Annotated in this window: 17 protein-coding genes and 1 tRNA gene; 14 read left to right on the forward strand and 4 right to left on the reverse strand. The window is 63.0% G+C overall.

Features of this window, described 5'->3' with window-relative positions:
- Positions 1-178: 178 nt before the first annotated feature.
- The 5 genes from tkt (at position 179) to ACQY4G_RS11925 (ending at position 6,022) form a co-directional block, all read left to right on the forward strand.
- Complete coding sequence (gene tkt / locus ACQY4G_RS11905) at positions 179-2,170, forward strand: transketolase (protein ID WP_421991163.1); 1,992 nt, start codon at positions 179-181, stop codon at positions 2,168-2,170.
- 16 nt (positions 2,171-2,186) lie between these two features.
- Positions 2,187-3,194 carry a type I glyceraldehyde-3-phosphate dehydrogenase gene (gene gap / locus ACQY4G_RS11910; protein WP_421991165.1) on the forward strand — a complete coding sequence of 336 codons (1,008 nt, stop codon included), beginning with the start codon at positions 2,187-2,189 and terminating at the stop codon, positions 3,192-3,194.
- A gap of 92 nt (positions 3,195-3,286) precedes the next feature.
- Entirely contained in the window at positions 3,287-4,486 is a 1,200-nt protein-coding gene (locus tag ACQY4G_RS11915; RefSeq protein ID WP_421991167.1) for a phosphoglycerate kinase, read from the forward strand.
- The gene (locus ACQY4G_RS11920; RefSeq protein WP_067688487.1) at positions 4,483-4,938 is read left to right on the forward strand and encodes a PaaI family thioesterase; all 456 of its coding nucleotides are present in this window, start codon (positions 4,483-4,485) and stop codon (positions 4,936-4,938) included. Before ACQY4G_RS11915 ends, ACQY4G_RS11920 begins: the two co-directional genes overlap by 4 nt.
- Before the next feature lie 4 nt (positions 4,939-4,942).
- Positions 4,943-6,022, forward strand: a complete 1,080-nt coding sequence (locus tag ACQY4G_RS11925; protein ID WP_421991169.1) for a serine hydrolase domain-containing protein — start codon at positions 4,943-4,945, stop codon at positions 6,020-6,022.
- Positions 6,023-6,041: 19 nt separating this feature from the next.
- On the opposite strand, the gene ACQY4G_RS11930 is transcribed toward ACQY4G_RS11925, so the two are convergent.
- Together ACQY4G_RS11930 and ACQY4G_RS11935 are read right to left on the reverse strand one after the other, a co-directional pair.
- Entirely contained in the window at positions 6,042-7,268 is a 1,227-nt protein-coding gene (locus ACQY4G_RS11930) for an APC family permease (RefSeq protein WP_421993646.1), read from the reverse strand.
- Between the two features lie 51 nt (positions 7,269-7,319).
- Positions 7,320-8,078: a flavodoxin family protein gene (locus ACQY4G_RS11935; protein ID WP_421991171.1), complete on the reverse strand. Its 759-nt coding sequence runs from the start codon at positions 8,076-8,078 to the stop codon at positions 7,320-7,322.
- Between the two features lie 231 nt (positions 8,079-8,309).
- Here ACQY4G_RS11935 and ACQY4G_RS11940 point away from each other — a divergent pair, with 231 nt between their 5' ends.
- From ACQY4G_RS11940 to ACQY4G_RS11955, 4 genes are all read left to right on the forward strand, one after another.
- Positions 8,310-9,197, forward strand: a complete 888-nt coding sequence (locus ACQY4G_RS11940) for a fructose bisphosphate aldolase (RefSeq protein ID WP_421991173.1) — start codon at positions 8,310-8,312, stop codon at positions 9,195-9,197.
- Positions 9,198-9,476: 279 nt separating this feature from the next.
- Positions 9,477-10,100 (forward strand): thiamine phosphate synthase, encoded by a 624-nt coding sequence (gene thiE / locus ACQY4G_RS11945; RefSeq protein WP_421991175.1) that lies wholly within the window; start codon positions 9,477-9,479, stop codon positions 10,098-10,100.
- Between the two features lie 55 nt (positions 10,101-10,155).
- Positions 10,156-11,394 carry a L,D-transpeptidase family protein gene (locus ACQY4G_RS11950; protein ID WP_421991177.1) on the forward strand — a complete coding sequence of 413 codons (1,239 nt, stop codon included), beginning with the start codon at positions 10,156-10,158 and terminating at the stop codon, positions 11,392-11,394.
- Positions 11,395-11,411: 17 nt separating this feature from the next.
- Positions 11,412-12,110 (forward strand): M23 family metallopeptidase, encoded by a 699-nt coding sequence (locus ACQY4G_RS11955; RefSeq protein ID WP_421991178.1) that lies wholly within the window; start codon positions 11,412-11,414, stop codon positions 12,108-12,110.
- Here ACQY4G_RS11955 and ACQY4G_RS11960 read toward each other — a convergent pair whose 3' ends face one another.
- Positions 12,111-12,479: an elongation factor P gene (locus ACQY4G_RS11960; protein WP_421991180.1), complete on the reverse strand. Its 369-nt coding sequence runs from the start codon at positions 12,477-12,479 to the stop codon at positions 12,111-12,113.
- 142 nt (positions 12,480-12,621) lie between these two features.
- On the opposite strand from ACQY4G_RS11960, the gene efp reads away from it, so the two are divergent.
- From efp to ACQY4G_RS11985, 5 genes are all read left to right on the forward strand, one after another.
- The gene (gene efp / locus ACQY4G_RS11965; protein ID WP_067688516.1) at positions 12,622-13,185 is read left to right on the forward strand and encodes an elongation factor P; all 564 of its coding nucleotides are present in this window, start codon (positions 12,622-12,624) and stop codon (positions 13,183-13,185) included.
- 79 nt (positions 13,186-13,264) lie between these two features.
- The gene (locus ACQY4G_RS11970) at positions 13,265-14,086 is read left to right on the forward strand and encodes an inositol monophosphatase family protein (RefSeq protein WP_067688519.1); all 822 of its coding nucleotides are present in this window, start codon (positions 13,265-13,267) and stop codon (positions 14,084-14,086) included.
- Between the two features lie 43 nt (positions 14,087-14,129).
- Positions 14,130-14,214, forward strand: a tRNA-Leu gene (locus ACQY4G_RS11975).
- A 48-nt stretch (positions 14,215-14,262) separates the two neighbouring features.
- Positions 14,263-16,062 (forward strand): SLC13 family permease, encoded by a 1,800-nt coding sequence (locus ACQY4G_RS11980; RefSeq protein WP_421991182.1) that lies wholly within the window; start codon positions 14,263-14,265, stop codon positions 16,060-16,062.
- 124 nt (positions 16,063-16,186) lie between these two features.
- A complete protein-coding gene (locus ACQY4G_RS11985; RefSeq protein ID WP_421991184.1) occupies positions 16,187-17,518 on the forward strand; it encodes an amidohydrolase in 1,332 nt (443 codons plus the stop codon).
- A gap of 94 nt (positions 17,519-17,612) precedes the next feature.
- On the opposite strand, the gene ACQY4G_RS11990 is transcribed toward ACQY4G_RS11985, so the two are convergent.
- Positions 17,613-17,804, reverse strand: coding sequence for a hypothetical protein (locus tag ACQY4G_RS11990; RefSeq protein ID WP_369815330.1), 192 nt, complete (start codon positions 17,802-17,804; stop codon positions 17,613-17,615).

The raw sequence follows: 17,804 nt of genomic DNA on the forward strand, positions 1-17,804 counted from the left end.
ACGTTGTCCGAATACCAAGATAGCCGCGGTAATGCAAAGGTTTGGCTTCATCTGTTGATAAGTGGGATGAGGGAAGGAGCGGCCGTGCAGGGTCGCCCGTGCGGGTTGACCTCGTGCGCGTGCTCCGCGAAGGCTTCGCGCGCGTCGAATCGGCCCTCTTTCCCGGAGAATTTTTCCTATGAGTCTCGACACTGCCCGCCTGGTCCAGATGGCCAACGCCATCCGGGCACTATCGATGGATGCGGTGCAGGCGGCAAAATCGGGGCATCCCGGCATGCCGATGGGCATGGCCGATGTAGCGACCGTTCTGTGGGGCGAATACCTCAAGCACGATCCCCGGACCCCCGAATGGGCCGACCGCGACCGTTTCGTGCTGTCGGCGGGTCACGGCTCGATGCTGATCTACAGCCTTCTCCACCTCTCCGGCTATGCGCGCCCGACGATGGAGGACATCCGCAACTTCCGCCAGCTCGGCAGTCCCTGTGCCGGCCACCCGGAAAACTTCCTTCTCGACGGAGTTGAAAGCACCACCGGTCCGCTTGGCCAGGGCCTCGCAATGGCGGTCGGCATGGCGATCGCCGAGCGGCACCTGAATTCGACATTCGGTGACGACCTGGTCGACCACCGGACCTGGGTGGTTGCCGGCGACGGCTGTCTTATGGAAGGCATCAATCACGAGGCGATCGGGCTCGCCGGGCATTTGAAGCTTGGGCGGATGATCGTGCTGTGGGACGACAACAACATTACCATCGATGGCACGACCGACCTGTCGACCAGCGAGGACATCAAGGCGCGCTATGAAGCGACCGGATGGCATGTCGTCGGCTGCGACGGTCATGATTTCGCCGATATCCGCCGCGCGCTCGACGAAGCGCTGGCCGACGACCGGCCGTCGCTCGTCGCCTGCAAGACGGTGATCGGCAAGGGTGCGCCGAACAAGCAGGGCACCAGTGCCACGCACGGCGCACCGCTCGGCGACGAGGAGGTTGCCGCGGCACGCGAAGTGCTGGGCTGGGATGCGCCGCCGTTCGAAGTTCCCGACCAGGTCCTGACAGACTGGCGCGGCACGCGCGAGCGTGGAGCGAAGCTGCGCGCCGAGTGGCACGGGCGGCTCGTCGACCATGAGCAGCGAGCCGAATTCGAACGCCGCATGGCAGGCGATTTGCCGCATGGCGATGCTGCGGAAAACTATATTGCCTCGCTGATTGCCGAACCGCAAAATGTCGCGACCCGGAAGGCGAGCGAGATGGCGCTGGCCGAGATCAATCCTCGCCTGCCCGACACAATCGGTGGCAGCGCCGACCTTACGGGGTCGAACAACACAAAGGCGGGCGGCGTCGAGCCGTTCACAGCCGACAATTACGGTGGGCGCTACGTCTACTACGGCATTCGCGAGTTCGGCATGGCCGCAGCGATGAACGGCATGGCGCTGCATGGCGGCGTGATCCCCTATGGCGGAACCTTCCTCGTGTTTACCGACTATTGCCGCGCGGCGATCCGCCTGTCGGCATTGCAGCAGGTGCGCGTGATCTATGTCATGACGCATGACAGCATCGGCCTCGGCGAGGATGGCCCCACGCACCAGCCGGTCGAACATGTGCAGTCGCTGCGCATGATGCCCAATGTACTCGTGATGCGTCCGGCGGATGCGGTGGAAACCGCCGAGTGCTGGAACGTCGCGCTGCGGCAGAAGGATCGCCCAACGGTGCTCGCGTTGAGCCGCCAGAATTTGCCGCAGGTTCGGACTCATCAGCTTTCCGAAAACATGTCCGAGCGTGGCGGGTACCGCCTCAAGGCGGCGCAGGTGCCGCGGCGGGTCATCCTGATTGCGACCGGCTCCGAACTTCACCTTGCGATGGAGTGCGCAGAGAAGCTCGAGAAAGAAGGGGTGGGGGCGGATGTCGTTTCGATGGTCTGTACTCGGCTCTTCGACGAGCAGGATGAAGCCTATCGCTCCGATATTCTGCCGGACGTCTCCTCCGACGAAATCCTTCGGGTAAGCATCGAGGCAGGAACCACTTTCGGTTGGGAACGCTATGTCGGCACGCACGGGCTGACCATCGGCATCGATAGCTTCGGAGCCTCCGCCCCAGCGAACGACCTGTTCGAGAAATTCGGTCTCACGGCGGATGCGATCGTTCCGCAAATCATGAACAAATTGAACGGATAAGCAGGAGTTCTTACCAATGGCGACCAAGGTTGCAATCAACGGTTTCGGACGTATTGGCCGCCTCGTGGCGCGGGCCATCCTCGAGCGTGACGATCACGATCTCGATCTCGTCAGCATCAACGATCTGGCCGATACCAAGTCGAACGCGATCCTGTTCCAGTACGATTCCACCCACGGCCGTTTCCCCGGTACCGTCGAGGTTGGCGACAACGCCATCATCGTGAACGGCAAGTCGATCGCGGTGACCAGCGAACGCGACCCGGGCGACCTTCCACATGCGGACCAGGGCGTCGACATCGTTCTCGAATGCACCGGCTTCTTCCAGAGCCACGAAGCCGCCGAACCGCACCTCAAGGCCGGCGCCAAGCGCGTGCTCATCTCGGCCCCGGCGAAGAATGTCTCCGCCACGATCGTCTATGGCGTGAACCACGAGACGCTGACTGCCGATGACGTGATCGTCTCGAACGCCAGCTGCACGACCAATTGCCTCTCGCCGATGGCGAAGGTGCTGCACGATACGGTGGGCATCGAGCGCGGTTTCATGACCACGATCCACAGCTACACCAACGACCAGCGCATGCTCGACCAGATGCATGGCGACATGCGTCGTGCCCGCGGCGGTGCGCAGAACATGATCCCGACCACCACCGGTGCAGCCCGTGCGGTCGGCCTCGTCCTGCCCGAACTGGCCGGCAAGCTCGACGGCAGCTCGGTCCGCGTGCCGACCCCGAACGTCAGCCTCGTCGACCTCGTCTTCACTCCCGGCCGCGACACCAGCGCGGAGGAACTGAACGCGGCGCTCAAGGCAGCGGCAGATGGCAAGATGAAGGGCGTGCTCGACTACACCGACCAGCCGCTCGTCAGCTCGGACTTCAACCACTATCCGGCAAGCTCGACCATCGACAGCCTCGAAACCAGCGTGATGGAAGGCAAGCTTGCCCGCGTCGTCAGCTGGTACGACAATGAATGGGGCTTCTCGAACCGCATGATCGACACCGCCGGCGTGATGGCAAAGTTTCTCTAAGCGCCACATCATCGTTCGTGTCGAGCGAAGTCGAGACACGGCCACGCCAGCGGTTCTCGACTTCGCTCGAACCGAACGGATAGGTTGGGAATATGAGTAATTTCAAAACCCTTGACGACCTTGGCGACATCACCGGCAAGGTCGCGCTGGTGCGCGTTGACCTGAACCTTCCGATGAAGGATGGTTCGGCCACCGACGTCACCCGTGTCGAGGCGGTGAAACCCACCATTCTCGAACTGGCGGACAAGGGCGCCAAGGTCCTGCTGCTCGCCCATTTCGGGCGCCCCAAGGGCCAGCGCCATTCCACCATGTCGACCAGCTTCGTGCAGGGCGATGTCGAAAAGGTGCTGGGCAAGGAGATCATGTTCATCCCCGAGGTGATGGGTCCGGTAGTCGAACAGTCGATCGGCATCCTCGGCAATGGCGATATCGGCCTGCTCGACAACGTCCGCTTCTGGCCCGGCGAAGAGGCGAACGATCCGGAATTCGCCAAAGGTATTGCCGCTCACGGCGATTTCTACGTCAACGATGCCTTCTCCGCCGCGCATCGGGCGCATGCCTCGACCGAGGGGCTCGCACATCACCTGCCGGCCTATGCGGGCCGCGCGATGGAAGCCGAGCTGAAGGCGCTCGATGCCGCGCTCGGCACGCCCGAGCCGCCCGTCGCGGCGGTGGTCGGCGGCGCCAAGGTCTCGACCAAGCTCGATGTGCTCACCAACCTTGTCGGCAAGGTCCAGCACCTGATCATCGGCGGGGGCATGGCGAACACCTTCCTTGCCGCAAAGGGCGTCGATGTCGGCAAGTCGCTGTGCGAGCATGACCTGACCGCCACCGCGAACACAATCATGGACGAGGCCGACCACGCGGGATGCACGGTCCACCTGCCCTACGACGTGGTGGTGGCGAAGGAATTTGCCGCCAATCCGCCAAGCCTGCGTACCTGCAACGTCCACGAAGTCGCGGCGGACGAGATGATCCTCGATGTCGGCCCGCTCGCCACCGAAGCGCTGGGCGATGTGCTCAAGACCTGTCGCACGCTGGTGTGGAACGGCCCGCTTGGCGCGTTCGAGACCGAACCGTTCGACACCGCCACCGTAGCGCTTGCCAAGACAGCCGCGGCGCTGACGCAGGACGGCTCGCTCACCTCGGTTGCCGGTGGCGGCGACACCGTTGCCGCGCTCGCGCATGCAGGCGTGAAGGACGACTTCACCTTCGTTTCGACCGCCGGAGGCGCGTTCCTCGAATGGATGGAAGGCAAGGCGCTGCCCGGCGTGGCGGCGCTGATGGCATGAGCGAGAACGAAGGCGTAGGTTCGAGCGGCGGTCTCGTACCCGTTACCGAAGGCGAATGGGCGGGCTGGTCGGTCTGGCAGGGCGATGCCTTCGAACAGCGCGCGGGGCCGTTCTATGAGCGCCGCGAGGAGGATGGCTCGATGCTTGCGGCCTTCCGCGCGGAAGAGCGCCATATGAACGGCGCCGGGTTTATGCACGGCGGCTGCTTGATGACCTTCGCCGACAGCGCGATCTTCACCATTGCCACCGATGCGCTGGCGGGATGTCATGGAGTGACCATGCACCTCGCCGGCGATTTCCTCGATCCCGCGCGGGTTGGCCAGCTGCTCGAAGCCCGCGGAGAGGTCGTGCGAGCGGGGGGCAAGACGATCTATGTGGTCGGCATGATCCGCGCCGACGGCGAACCTGTGCTGAGCTTCAACGGGATCATCCGGAAAATCACCCGGAGATAGGGCGATGAGATTCTTCTTTCTGCTCGCTATTTTGATGGCCCCTGTCACGGGCGCAAAAGCGAGTGAGCCGGAAAACGAGTTCGCAGCGTTCGATCGCTTCCTCGAAGAGTTCCGCAAGGAAAGCGGCACTCCTGCCTTGAGCGCGGTCATCGTGCGTGACGGGCAGATCGCGTGGGAGGGCTATTACGGCACTTACGACGACGAAGGCGATCTGGCGACTGTGCCCGAGACGACCTATAAGATCGCTTCGGTAACGAAGCCGATAGCGGCTACGGCGATTCTGGCGGAAAGCGCGTCAGGGGAATTGCATCTCGATACTTCGATGGCCAGCGACGGCGGCTGGAAGGAATTGTGCGAATTCTTCGTCGCCAATACGCCGATTCCCTTCATGGCAGGAGGCGAGGATCGCCATGGCAATCCCGTCCCACCGATGGATTGCAGGAAACCGACGACGCTGTCCGACATGCTGGACATGCGCGCGAATGGCGATGCCTTCGTCTACAACCCAATCGCCTTTGCGCGGATCGATCGCGCCATTTTGGGCGCTGGGGGCCGCGACCTGCGCGAGATCGTACGTCACCGGGTAGCGACACCGGCAGGCATGGAAAACACCGCGCTCGGCTGGCGGGACCCCGAGGGCGGCGCGGCGCTGCGTTATCTTGCCGAACCATTTCATGTGGTCGAGGGAAGGGCGATCAAGCAGCCGCTCCCCGATGATGATTTTCGTGCTGCTGCGGGGATAATCGCCAGCCCACGCGCGCTCGCTGCCTTCGATATCGCGTTCGATAGCGGTGTATTGATCCCTTCCGCGATGATCCGCGACCTCGCCGATGCGGAGATCGGCGCTCTTGGCGACTACCGCGCCGGCTGGTTCCTGGAGGATTGGAACGGCCAGCGTCTGCTGTGGCACTCCGGCTGGAACGAGAAGAAGGGTTCCGCGCTCTATCTGAAGGTGCCCGAGAAGCGGCTGTCGCTGATCGTCCTCGCCAATACCGAAGCGATCTGGTGGGGTAACTCGGTGGTAAAAGCCGAAATTGTCGAAAGCGCGATCGCACTGCGTTTCCTCGAGCAATTCGCAAGCTAAGCTGCCGCCGACTGCGCGCTCAGATCACAGCCTCTCCTGCGATGAGCCCGAGAGACACGACAATGCCGAGGATCGGCACGACCAGCGGTACTTCAAATCCGGCGCGTCGCGCGTTCGATTTCAATTTCAGGGCCACCAGCGCGCCGTTCGCGGCCGCGAACACGCCGAGGACGACGAAGCTCGTCCAGGATGCAAGCGTTACGGTCGGGAAAAACAAGGCCAGGACAAGGACAAGCGTTCCACAAAGCAAAGTGGCGTTGACCGGAGTGGCGGACCTGTGACCGAGTCTCACGAGCCAGTGTGGGACGGCTCCGTGATGTTCGTGAAGGTCGTGCAATACCCGCGGTGCCATGACGATCTGGGCGAGTGCGCCATTCACGATCATCGCCAGACTGACCACGCCGAGTAGCTGGCCGCTGGAGCCTTCGCTTCGCACGACGTCGACGAGTGGAGCGGCGCTTTGCGCAAGCTCTTCGGCCGGGATTACGGTTATCGCGGCAATGGAAACGACGACATAGAGCAACAGCGAAACGATCAGGGTGGTAACGATCGCACGCGGCATCGCGCTTGCCTGTTCTTCCGCTTCTTCGGACAGCGTCACCAGATCCTCGAAACCGATATAGGCATAGAAGGCGAGGAAGGCGGCGGGAAGGACGGCCGATGCCATCACCGGACCACTGCCAGCCTCGAATTGTGCCAGCGCCATTTGCGGATAGTCCAGCATGTCGCTCCCCGCATGCCCGACGACCCAGACAAGGCCAGCGATTCCCAGCACGGTCGTTATCGCCATGAACCAGCCGGCCTGGCGTATTCCAGTTGCGGCAATGCCCGTCAGGATGCCGACAAGTAGCGGAATGGCCCACCATTTGGAGATGTCCAGAAACACATTGGCATAGCCGACGAAGCCCGTGGCAATGGTCGCGGCGGAAATCACGCCGGTCGCGACAACTGCGTATCCGACCACCACGGTGAGCGATTTCCTGCTGAAGCCGGCATCGACGAAGGCGGCGCTTCCCCCACTTTCCGGTACTCGCACCGCCAGCTCGGCATAGGAAAGCGCGGATAGGGACGCTGCGAATGCAGCAAGCAGAAAGGCGAAGGGCGCCAGTGCATCGGCCCTGCCGAGAATATCGCCTATGACGACGTAGATCCCCGCGCCGACAACGGTGCCGATGCCATAGAGCGAGAGGGTCTTAGGGCCGATGTCGCGTTTGAAACCGTCGGCACTCTCAGCTTTCGATGAGATCTGGTGTCTCCTGTCGTTTGGTGGCGGCGATTGCCGAACGGCACTATCGTTTTAGCGGTATTCGGGGTTCGGGGCGTCGAATCGGTGCCCTTCTTTCCACAGGTCGACCGAGTTGCCATGCGCGGGAATACCACCCGCATCCTTCAATATGCGCGCTGTGTGCATCAGGTTCCAGGTCATGAACGTCGTGTTTCGGCGGGTGAAGTCGTTGTCGAAGCCGACGTAACCCTCACCGTCTTCCTTCGGATCGCCATAGCTCGGCCCGGGGCCCGCCTCGCCGATCCAGCCCGCATCGGCCTGCGGCGGGATGGTATAACCGACGTGCTGCAGCGAGTAGAGCACGCCCATGCCGACGTGTTTGATACCATCCTCATTGCCGGTGACGATGCACCCGCCGACCTTGCCGTAAAAGACATACTGGCCCTTGTCGTTTGTCTGGCCCGAATGACCATAAAGCCGCTCGATCAGCCGCTGGCAGACCGAGCTTTTTTCCCCCAGCCAAATCGGCGTACCGACGATAAGAATGTCTGCTGCGCGCACCTTCTTCCAGATGATCGGCCAGTCGTCGCTGGCGGATCCGTGCTCGGTCATGTCGGGATAGACGCCGGGTGCGATATCGTGATCCACCAGCCGTAGCTGATCGAGCGTGACGGCGTTCTTGACCAGTATAGCTTCGACCACGCCAAGGAGCTTGTCGGTGTGCGAACCCTGCGGCGATGGCTTCAGTGTGCAGTTGATCGTCAGCGCCTTGAGGTCCGAAAAATCGGTCGTGTTCTCGTCGCAAAGCTTCTGCTGGGTCTCGTCGAGCATGTTTCCTCCCCATGTATCGTAAGAAATACGCTCGGGACGCGGGATGGTTACTTGCGTTCATAGGAACGGTAGCTGGGGCAAGTCGCGTTGCCCTAGATCGCATGCCCAGATGGGTGGCGATCGAGCTGTCATTGACAATAAGTTCCCCACCGCTGTTGCAGGTGCGAAATCGCTTTTGTATGCGGCGCGCATACGAATGCAAGACCACACCTAAGCGACGGGGTTTTCCAGATGACTTTCGATGAGATGAAGGCGCGTATCGCCGAGGGCCAGGGCTTTATCGCGGCACTCGACCAGTCGGGCGGTTCGACCCCCAAAGCACTCAGGGGATACGGTGTCGAGGACGGCGACTGGAGTACCGAAGACGAGATGTTCGCGCTGATCCATGAAATGCGCCAGCGTATCATCGAAGCGCCCAGCTTCGGTAACGGCAAGGTCATTGGTGCGATCCTGTTCGAAAAGACGATGGACGGCACGAGCGGCGGCAAGAGCGTGCCCGCGCGCCTCAAGGAACGCTGCATCGTGCCGTTCCTCAAGGTCGATAAGGGGCTTGAGGACGAGCGCGACGGTGCGCAACTGATGAAGCCCAATCCGGGCCTCGAGGACATGTGCAACCGTGCCCGGGAACTCGGAGTCTTCGGCACGAAGATGCGCAGCGTGATCAAGTCGGCCAACCCGGTCGGTATCAAGGCGGTCGTCCGCCAGCAGTTTGCCGAAGGCGCGCGCATCCTCAGCTGTGGACTCGTTCCCATCCTCGAGCCGGAATACGATATCACCGCCGCCGATCGCGCGGAGGGCGAAAAGATTCTGCTCGAAGCGATCGAGGAGGGTCTCGAGGCTTTGCCCGAGGGCCAACAGATCATGCTCAAGCTGTCGATCCCCAAGGAAGCGGGGCTGTACGGCGGCCTCACCCGCCACCCCAAGGTGCTGCGTGTCGTCGCACTCTCGGGCGGGTATTCGACCGACGAGGCGTGCCGCGAACTCGCCAAGAACCCTGGCATGATCGCCAGCTTCAGCCGCGGCCTCCTGCAGGACCTGCGCGCAACGCAGAGCGATGAGGAATTCGATGCCACGCTGTCGGGTGCCATCACCCAGATCCACGCAGCAAGCGTCGCCTGAGGCCCATAGCCTTTCGAGAACGAAGCGATACTCGTCCCCGCGGATTGCCCGGTCGGTGATCCGCGCGGGCGATATCGAAACCGGAAGGTATCTGCGTCCATCACCTCATAAGGTTCGCCAAAGCTGATTGGGGCGGCCTCCGTTTAGCGGGTGGCGGCGATACGGGTCTTGGAAGCGCGGCGGGCAACAGGGATCTCATAGCCTCTCCAAAAATGCGGATCGCTTTCGCATGTCTGCACGCGTGACGAATTGCTACTAGCGCATTAGAGAGCGCGGCCGATGACCGATTGCCAACTCTACCTCATCTCGCCGCTCGATGTGTCGGGCGAATTCCCCAAGCGGCTCGACCGCGCACTTGGTGCGGGGCCGGGGCTCGTTACGGCCTTCCAGTTCCGGGTGAAGGGAATCGACCAGCACGAGGCCGCGCGGCTTGCCGAGCCATTACAGGAAATTTGCGCGGCGCGCGAAGTGGCCTTCATCGTCAATGACGACATCGCGCTGTCGAAGCGCCTCAAGACCGATGGCGTACACCTGGGGCAGGGCGATGGCGACCCAAGGGACGCGCGCGAGCAGCTGGGGCGCGAGGCGCAGATCGGCGTGACCTGCCATGCGTCGAGGCATCTCGCGATGGAGGCGGGCGAAGCGGGGGCCGACTATGTCGCCTTCGGCGCTTTTTTCGACAGTACAACCAAGGCGAGCGAGCATCGGCCGGAGCCCGAAATCCTCGGCTGGTGGAGCGCGCTGTTCGAAATCCCCTGCGTCGCCATCGGGGGCATCACGCCTGCCAATTGCAAGCCGCTGGTCGAGGCCGGGGCCGATTTTCTCGCCGTGTCGGGTGCGGTGTGGAACGGCGACGAGGCGGCGGCAGTGAGGGCTTTCGCGGAGCAAATCGGCGCGGCGTGAGTTGGCTATCCTGAACGGGACGGGTCGCGTCCCGTGATTCAGGAGAGGCTCTCTCATGCGCACCATCATTCTTGCCGCCGTTTCTTCGCTCGCCTTAACCGCATGCGGAATGCAGGGTCAGGACAATGACCAGGGGAGCGAAACCGTCGCCAGCGCGGATAATCGCACCGACTACGGCTACGAGACATATGGCGACGACAACCTCGCCGACACGATGGCCTCGAACGACGATCGCCATCTGAACGAGATCGGCGAGGACGCGGCTGGCGAGAAGGCGCAGGCTTCGGAAACTCCCGATCCCGAAGAGCGCCCGATTATGCAGGCACAAGTCGTACTCGATCGGGTCGGTTTCGCGCCCGGAGTGATCGATGGCAAGATGGGCATGAGCACCGAAAATGCCCTGCGCGGTTTTCAGGAAGCCAACGATCTCGACATAACCGGCAAACTCGACGAGGCCACCAAGAACGCGCTTTCCGATTGGGAGCGCATTCCAGCTACCCGACTCGTTACCATCCCGGCAAGCTGGGGTGATGCTACCTATACCGACATGCCCGAAGACGTTGCCGAGAAGGCCAAGCTCCAGCGGCTCGGCTACAAATCCCTCGACGAACGCCTTGCCGAACGTTTCCATACGACAGTGGATGTGCTCAGGACCCTCAACCCCGATGGAAGGCCTGCTGGAGCTTCCGGAAGCGCGTCAACCGACGAGGCGGAAACCGCTGAAACGACTGCATCCGGCACTTCGGAAAACCAGGACTATTTCGCCGCGGGCCAGCAAGTCCGCGTGCCCAATATCGGCGGGGATCGGATTGCGCCCGGCTCGGTGGAGGACGGCGATTGGCAGCGCACGCTCGCCTCGCTTGGGGTCGGCACAGAGCAGCCGGAAGTCGACCGGATCGTGGTGAGCAAGGCGGGCAAGACCCTGAAGGCCTATCGCGATGACAAACTTGTCGCGCTGTTTACCGTAAGTTCCGGATCGAGCGAGTTCCCCCTGCCGCTCGGCGAATGGGATATTCTCGGCGAGGCTTACAATCCGCCCTACAGTTACGATCCCGCGGTGCTGGGAAAGGACGACCCGGATGGCAAGGAGTACACTCTTCCGCCAGGCCCGAACTCACCCGTCGGAGTGGTATGGATCGACCTCAGCAAGGAGCATTACGGCATTCATGGCACGCCCGATCCCGAAACCATCGGGCGCGCGCAATCGAGCGGCTGCGTGCGCCTGACCAATTGGGATGCGGCGCGGCTCGCAGGGATGGTCTCGCAATCGACGCAGGTGATTTTCGAAGCGTAAGCCGTTAGGGTCGCTGCATGAACCTCGTCGATCGCATCCTCACCATCGTCATCACGGCCACGATCACCAGCGCGGTATGGATCGTGGCCGGTGGCAGTCTGATCGAGAATGCCACCAGCGCCAGCCAACGCGAGCGGACGCGCCCCGCCGAAGCGGCGCCCAGTCCGTCACCCGGCGAGACCGCCGCGGGCGTGGCCGATGTGGCGAGCGAAGCGACCGATACACCGGTCGCGAGCGCGCTCGACACGAAGGTTCCGCAAACGCCCAGCGCGTCGCAGGCCAGCCAGTTGCTGATCCCGGTCAAAAACATCCGTCCCGCCGATCTCACCGACACTTACAGCGATTCGCGTGACGGAGGAGCACGCTTGCACGAGGCGATCGACATCATGGCGCCCAAGGGCACCACCGTGCAGTCCTCGGCGCCCGGCACGGTGGAGAAGCTCTTCCGTTCGGACGCAGGCGGGAAGACGATCTATGTGCGATCGACCGACGGCGAAACGATCTATTACTATGCCCATCTCGATGAGTATGCCGAAGGGCTGCAGGAAGGCCAGCGCGTGCGCCGCGGCCAGCGTCTGGGCACCGTGGGCAGCTCGGGCAATGCGTCCGAAGACGCGCCGCATTTGCATTTCGCCATCCTGCAGACAACGGCGGATGCCGCGTGGTGGGAACCCGCGCATGCAGTCAACCCCTATCCGCTGCTCCGCGGCGAGTGATCAGTCGGCCACCGGTCCCGTGCGATGGCAGCGCAAGCGGCCGAGCTTGCCGTCGCGTCCTACCTCTTGCAGCATACCCGATCCAAGCCGCATCATCCGGGTGCCCCGCATCGGGCCGCGCGTGAAAGTGACCTGCTTTCCCTCCATCAGATAGGTACCGCTGCCGCGCGCGGTGCGATAGCTCGAACCGCCGGTGATGGCGAAACCGCGGCCTTCCTGTTCGACCCAGGCCGAACTCGTCGCATCACCGGGAAGCGCGCAGACATATTCGCCACGGTCGAGCAACGATAGCCGCCCCTGCGCAGACACGGGAGCAGTGGCGAGGACCGCCAATGCGGCGATCGAGGCAAGGGTGGTCGAAGTTTTCATGCGATGCGTCCGCCGACGTCCATAGCAACGTCGCCAGCGTTTTTCCACTCGCTTGCCCGCACGGCCCGGCTCCGCTAAGGCGCGCCGCACACGGGCCGCTTGCGGGCGGCATGCTCTTTTACAAGTCGAAGGTAGCTTCCCCATGAAGATCAGCGGCGTGGACATCCGTCCGGGCAACATCATCGAATACGAAGGCGGCATCTGGAAGGTCGCCAAGATCCAACACACCCAGCCCGGCAAGGGCGGCGCCTATATGCAGGTCGAGATGAAGAACCTGCAGGACGGCCGCAAAACCAATGTCCGCTTCCGCAGCGCCGACACGGTCGAAAAGGTGCGCTTGGATACGGCAGATTACCAGTTCCTCTACGAGGACGGCGATATGCTCGTCTTCATGGACCAGAACACCTACGAACAGATCAACCTGCCCAGCGATCTGCTGGGGGATGCCCGCCCGTTCCTGCAGGATGGGATGCAGGTGAAGCTCGAGCTGTGGGAGGAAAAGCCCATCTCGGTCGAGCTTCCGCAGCAGGTCGAAGCCGAGATCGTCGAGGCCGACGCCGTGGTGAAGGGCCAGACCGCCTCCTCCAGCTACAAGCCCGCCGTGCTCGACAACGGCGTACGCATCATGGTCCCGCCGCATATCGAAAGCGGCACGCGGATCGTCGTCGACGTGTACGAGCAGAGCTACGTCGGCAAGGCCAGCTGATTGCGCGTGGCCCGCGATCGGGCCACCGTCCACTTTCCGGCGCGCACAATCCGCGCCCTGACCGAATAAGAGAGTTTCCATGGCCGTTCTATCGGGTGTCATCCGCGTAATGGAGAAAGCCGCGCGCAAGGCGGGGGGGCGCCTGCGCCGCGACTTTGGCGAGGTCGAGCACCTCCAGGTCAGCCGCAAGGGTCCGGCCGACTTCGTCTCCAAGGCGGATCGCATCGCCGAACGCACGATCTACGATGAACTTCTCACGGCGCGGCCGGATTGGGGCTTCGTCATGGAAGAAGCCGGAATCATCGAAGGCGACGAGAGCAAGCCGCGCTGGATCGTCGATCCGCTCGATGGGACGAGCAACTTCCTCCACGGCATTCCGCATTTCGCGATCAGCATCGCGGTGCAGGAACCCAAGCTCGGTGGTGGCGGCTGGGGCGACGTCTCCGCCGGGGTGATCTACAATCCCATCACCGACGAGACTTTCTGGGCGGAAAAGAGCCGCGGCGCCTGGCTTCACGATGGCCGGCTGCGCGTTTCGGCCCGCCGCCAGCTGCCCGAGGCGCTGATCGCGACCGGCATCCCTTTCCAGGGGCATGGCGATTTCGGCGAATGGACGAAAATCTTCGGCGCCATCGGCCCGCAGGTCGCGGGCGTGCGCCGGTTCGGTGCCGCCTCGCTCGATCTCGCCTGGCTTGCCGCGGGGCGCTACGACGGGTTCTGGGAAAGTGGGCTCAACGATTGGGATACCGCCGCCGGCTGCCTGATCGTGCGCGAGGCGGGCGGTTTCGTGTCCGATTTCCGCGGCCGGTCGCAACCTATCCATTCGGCACAGGTGCTGGCTGCCAACGATGCGCTGCATTCGAAACTGCACAAATTGCTCGTCAATGCGCTCAAGGCTTGATGCCGCACCGGGGCGCGGCTAACGCCTGCGGTCCCGACGCAGTGCCCCTGTGGCGGAATTGGTAGACGCGCTCGACTCAAAATCGAGTTTCTTCTGAAGTGCCGGTTCGAGTCCGGCCAGGGGTACCAAACTAAATCCTTGCGCAAAGCGGGATAAACTGGGATTCCGGCTCTCGGATGATCGGAGTTCCTTCCTACCATGCGATTGCGGCGATGGTCATCACTATCGCCATGTTCGTCGCTTTTGCGCGCGGGCGCATGTCCGTGGAGATCATTTCGCTGCTGACGATCGCGGTGATCGCGGTCGGGCTCTACTTCTTCCCGCTGCCCGATACGAAGCCGACCGACGGGCTCAGCCTCGCCTTCTCGGGTTTCGGCCATTACGCGCTCATCACCATTTGCGCGCTGATGATCATGGGGCGTGGGCTGGTGGTGACCGGCGCATTGGAACCTGCGGCGCGCTTTCTGGAGCGGCTGTTCAAGGTCAATCTTCAGCTCGGCCTGATTTTTTCGCTGCTGGTCACCTTCGTGCTGTCGATGGGGGTTAACAACACGCCGGTGCTGGTGCTGCTGATGCCGATTTTCGTGCACCTGGCGATGCGCGGGGCGATGGCCGCCTCGAAGACCCTGATCCCGCTCAATGCCGCTTCGCTGATGGGTGGGATGGCCACCACCATCGGCACTTCGACGAATATTCTGGTGGTGTCGATCGCAGTCGATCTGGGCATGCCCGAAATGGGCGTTTTCCACTTCACGCCGATCGTGCTGTTCGCGTCGCTTGTCGCGCTCCCCTTCGTCTGGATCGTCATGCCGCGAATGCTCGGCGACAATCGGATCGAAACGGTCCATGCCCAGCGCTTGTTCGAGACGCGGCTGCGCGTAACCGAAAATTCGATCCTCAACGGGCGTGAGCTGTCGGAGCTGGAATCGCGCCTTCCCTCGGGAATCGAGTTTCACGATGTCCCGGTCGGCCTGCTCCGTCCGCAACATCGCCTGCGCATGACCGGCACACATGAAGCGATCGAGGAAGCCATGGCGACGCTGCGCGGTGACGCGGCGCCGAGCTGGGTGATCGACCGCATTCGCCGCCGGTCGAGCGAGACCGGGACGGATATCGCGGTGGGCGAAATGATCGTCACGGCGGATTCGCGGCTGATAGGGCGCACGCTACCGAGTTCGGGCATCGCCGATCTCTACGGTGTTGCGGTGATCGGTACGCACCGGCCCGATCGCCTGGTGGGCGAGAAGGAGCAATTCTCCGAAGGCGGCGACCATCGGTTCGCCGAGGGTGACGTGCTGCTGGTGATGGGCCTACCCGACGACATGCAGCATTTCGCACGCGCGGACAGCCTGCTCCAGCTCGAAGGGATGCGCGAATTGCCGCGTCGCTCCAAGGCCGCACTGGCAGCGGGGATAATGGGTGGTTCCATCGCCTTCGCGTCAGTCGGGTTGGTCCCCATTGCCATTGCCTCGCTGGCGGGTGCGATTCTGATGTTCGTAACCGGCTGCGTACGGTTCGATCGTGTCGGGCGCGGCCTGTCCGGCAGCGTGATCGTGCTGGTGGCAGCCAGTATCGCCTTGGGCCGCATCATTCTCGACAGCGGGGCGGCGGATTGGATCGGGACGGTCATGGCGGCCGGTCTCGACTACCTCTCTCCAGCCGCTGCGCTGGCGGCGATCATGCTGGCGATGACTTTCCTGACGAATTTCGCCTCGAATGCCACGGCGGCAACGGTCGGCACGCCGATTGCCTTTGCCATAGCCAGCAAGCTGGGCCTGCCTCCCGAACCGTTGGTTCTGGCCGTGCTGTTCGGCTGCAATCTTTGCTATGCGACGCCCATCGCCTACCAGACCAATATGCTGATCATGGCGGAAGGGTCGTATGAGTTCCGCGACTACGTTCGCACGGGCGTGCCACTCGTTCTGATCATGGTATTGATGCTCTCGCTCGCGCTCGTGGTCACCTACGAACTCTAGGGGCTTTCCTGCCGCTCTCCTGTCTGCAACATTCGGCGGGCTAACGAAGCGGCCGATCGCCGGTCATGAATCTTTGCCCATGGACCGGTTCCATGTGCTCCATCGCGCAGGGAGAGCGCTCAGAATGTCCAAGATATGTCCTACAGCACTGGTCGCCGCAGCGATCGCCTTTGCCACCCCCGCCGCGGCAAATGAGCTGCGCGCGGATCTGGCGGCCGACATGCCCGGCCTGATGGAACTCTACCGCGACCTCCACGCGAACCCCGAGCTCAGTTTCGAAGAGTATGAGACGGCGGCCAAGCTGGCCACGCGGATGCGCGATCTCGGCTTCGAAGTGACCGAGGGGATCGGCAAGACCGGTGTCGTCTCTGTGATGCGCAATGGCGAGGGACCGACCGTGCTGCTGCGCGCGGATATGGACGCGCTTCCGGTGGTCGAGCGGACCGGGCTGCCCTATGCCTCGACGGTCACGGCCACTCCGGCAAGCGGCGTGACCACGGGGGTGATGCATGCCTGCGGGCACGACACGCATATGGCGGGTTTCATCGGCGCCGCGCAGTTGCTGGTGGACCACAAGGACAAGTGGCAGGGCACGTTGGTGATGGTGTTGCAACCGGCCGAAGAGTTGGGCCTTGGCGCGCTCGCCATGCTCGAGGATGGACTCTACACCCGCTTCCCCAAGCCCGATTACGCACTTGCCTTCCACGATGCGGCCGCTCCGGTCCCGGCCGGAACCATCGGCTATACCCCCGGCTATGCGCTGGCCAATGTCGATAGCGTCGACATCACGGTGAAGGGCATCGGCGGCCATGGGGCCTATCCGCATACCACGGTCGATCCCGTGGTGCTCGCCAGCGCGATCGTGATGAAACTGCAGACGGTGGTCAGCCGCAATTCCTCGCCGCTCGATCCGGCGGTGATTACGGTGGGCAGTTTTCATGCCGGCGCAAAGCACAACATCATCAGCGACGAGGCCAGGCTGCAGCTGACCGTGCGTAGCTACTCGGACGAAAGCCGACAGTTACTGCTCGACGGCATTCGCCGCGTGGCGAGGGGTGAGGCGATCACCGCCGGCCTGCCGGATGAACTGATGCCCGAGATCACGGTCGAAGAGCCCTATACGCCTTCGACCTTCAACGATCCCGGTTTCAGCGAAGCGCGTGCCGAGAGTTTCAGGCAAAGGTTTGGCGAAGACCGCGTGATGCAATGGCCTGCGGTCATGGGCGGCGAGGATTTCAGTCAGTTCCGTCGCGCCGCGCCCGACGACGTCGAATCGATGATCTTCTGGATCAGTGGCACGCCGCAGGCGATGCTCGATGCACTGGAAGAGAATGGTACGCCCTTGCCATCGCTGCACTCGCCGTTCTGGGCGCCCGATGCGGAAGCAGTGATCGCGACCGGCGCGGAAGCGCTCGCCAGCGCGGCGATCGATCTGATGCCCGTTGGCGGAAACTAGTCGCAGGGCAAAAGTGTGGCCGCCGGAGCATTGGGGGTGCTCCGACGGCCGTATTCTCCTCCCCAGGAGAATTGTTGATTAGGATGCCGGCGGCTCAGCCGTCCGAGGGAACGTAGGTGCCGAGCCTGTGGTGCAGGGCGTTGATCCGGGCCAGTTCGTCGCGATCTTCGGTGGCCCTGGCATAATGGGTGAGGGCGGTACGCAAGAGCCGGAAATCGGCGGTCGAGAACAGTGCCCGGGCGCGGCCCGGCTCGGTCTTTGGAATGTCGTCTGTCATGGTCGTCAT

This window comes from Qipengyuania sp. (assembly GCF_965277845.1).
Classification (GTDB): Bacteria; Pseudomonadota; Alphaproteobacteria; order Sphingomonadales; family Sphingomonadaceae; genus Qipengyuania.

Excerpts from the sequence above, each read along its gene's own strand:
- tkt (WP_421991163.1), top strand. The coding sequence starts at position 179 with ATGAGTCTCGACACTGCCCGCCTGGTCCAGATGGCCAACGCCATCCGG.
- gap (WP_421991165.1), top strand. The coding sequence starts at position 2,187 with ATGGCGACCAAGGTTGCAATCAACGGTTTCGGACGTATTGGCCGCCTC.
- ACQY4G_RS11915 (WP_421991167.1), top strand. The coding sequence starts at position 3,287 with ATGAGTAATTTCAAAACCCTTGACGACCTTGGCGACATCACCGGCAAG.
- ACQY4G_RS11920 (WP_067688487.1), top strand. The coding sequence starts at position 4,483 with ATGAGCGAGAACGAAGGCGTAGGTTCGAGCGGCGGTCTCGTACCCGTT.
- ACQY4G_RS11925 (WP_421991169.1), top strand. The coding sequence starts at position 4,943 with ATGAGATTCTTCTTTCTGCTCGCTATTTTGATGGCCCCTGTCACGGGC.
- ACQY4G_RS11935 (WP_421991171.1), bottom strand. The coding sequence starts at position 8,078 with ATGCTCGACGAGACCCAGCAGAAGCTTTGCGACGAGAACACGACCGAT.
- ACQY4G_RS11940 (WP_421991173.1), top strand. The coding sequence starts at position 8,310 with ATGACTTTCGATGAGATGAAGGCGCGTATCGCCGAGGGCCAGGGCTTT.
- thiE (WP_421991175.1), top strand. The coding sequence starts at position 9,477 with ATGACCGATTGCCAACTCTACCTCATCTCGCCGCTCGATGTGTCGGGC.
- ACQY4G_RS11950 (WP_421991177.1), top strand. The coding sequence starts at position 10,156 with ATGCGCACCATCATTCTTGCCGCCGTTTCTTCGCTCGCCTTAACCGCA.
- ACQY4G_RS11955 (WP_421991178.1), top strand. The coding sequence starts at position 11,412 with ATGAACCTCGTCGATCGCATCCTCACCATCGTCATCACGGCCACGATC.
- ACQY4G_RS11960 (WP_421991180.1), bottom strand. The coding sequence starts at position 12,479 with ATGAAAACTTCGACCACCCTTGCCTCGATCGCCGCATTGGCGGTCCTC.
- efp (WP_067688516.1), top strand. The coding sequence starts at position 12,622 with ATGAAGATCAGCGGCGTGGACATCCGTCCGGGCAACATCATCGAATAC.
- ACQY4G_RS11970 (WP_067688519.1), top strand. The coding sequence starts at position 13,265 with ATGGCCGTTCTATCGGGTGTCATCCGCGTAATGGAGAAAGCCGCGCGC.
- ACQY4G_RS11980 (WP_421991182.1), top strand. The coding sequence starts at position 14,263 with ATGATCGGAGTTCCTTCCTACCATGCGATTGCGGCGATGGTCATCACT.
- ACQY4G_RS11985 (WP_421991184.1), top strand. The coding sequence starts at position 16,187 with ATGTCCAAGATATGTCCTACAGCACTGGTCGCCGCAGCGATCGCCTTT.
- ACQY4G_RS11990 (WP_369815330.1), bottom strand. The coding sequence starts at position 17,804 with ATGACGACCATGACAGACGACATTCCAAAGACCGAGCCGGGCCGCGCC.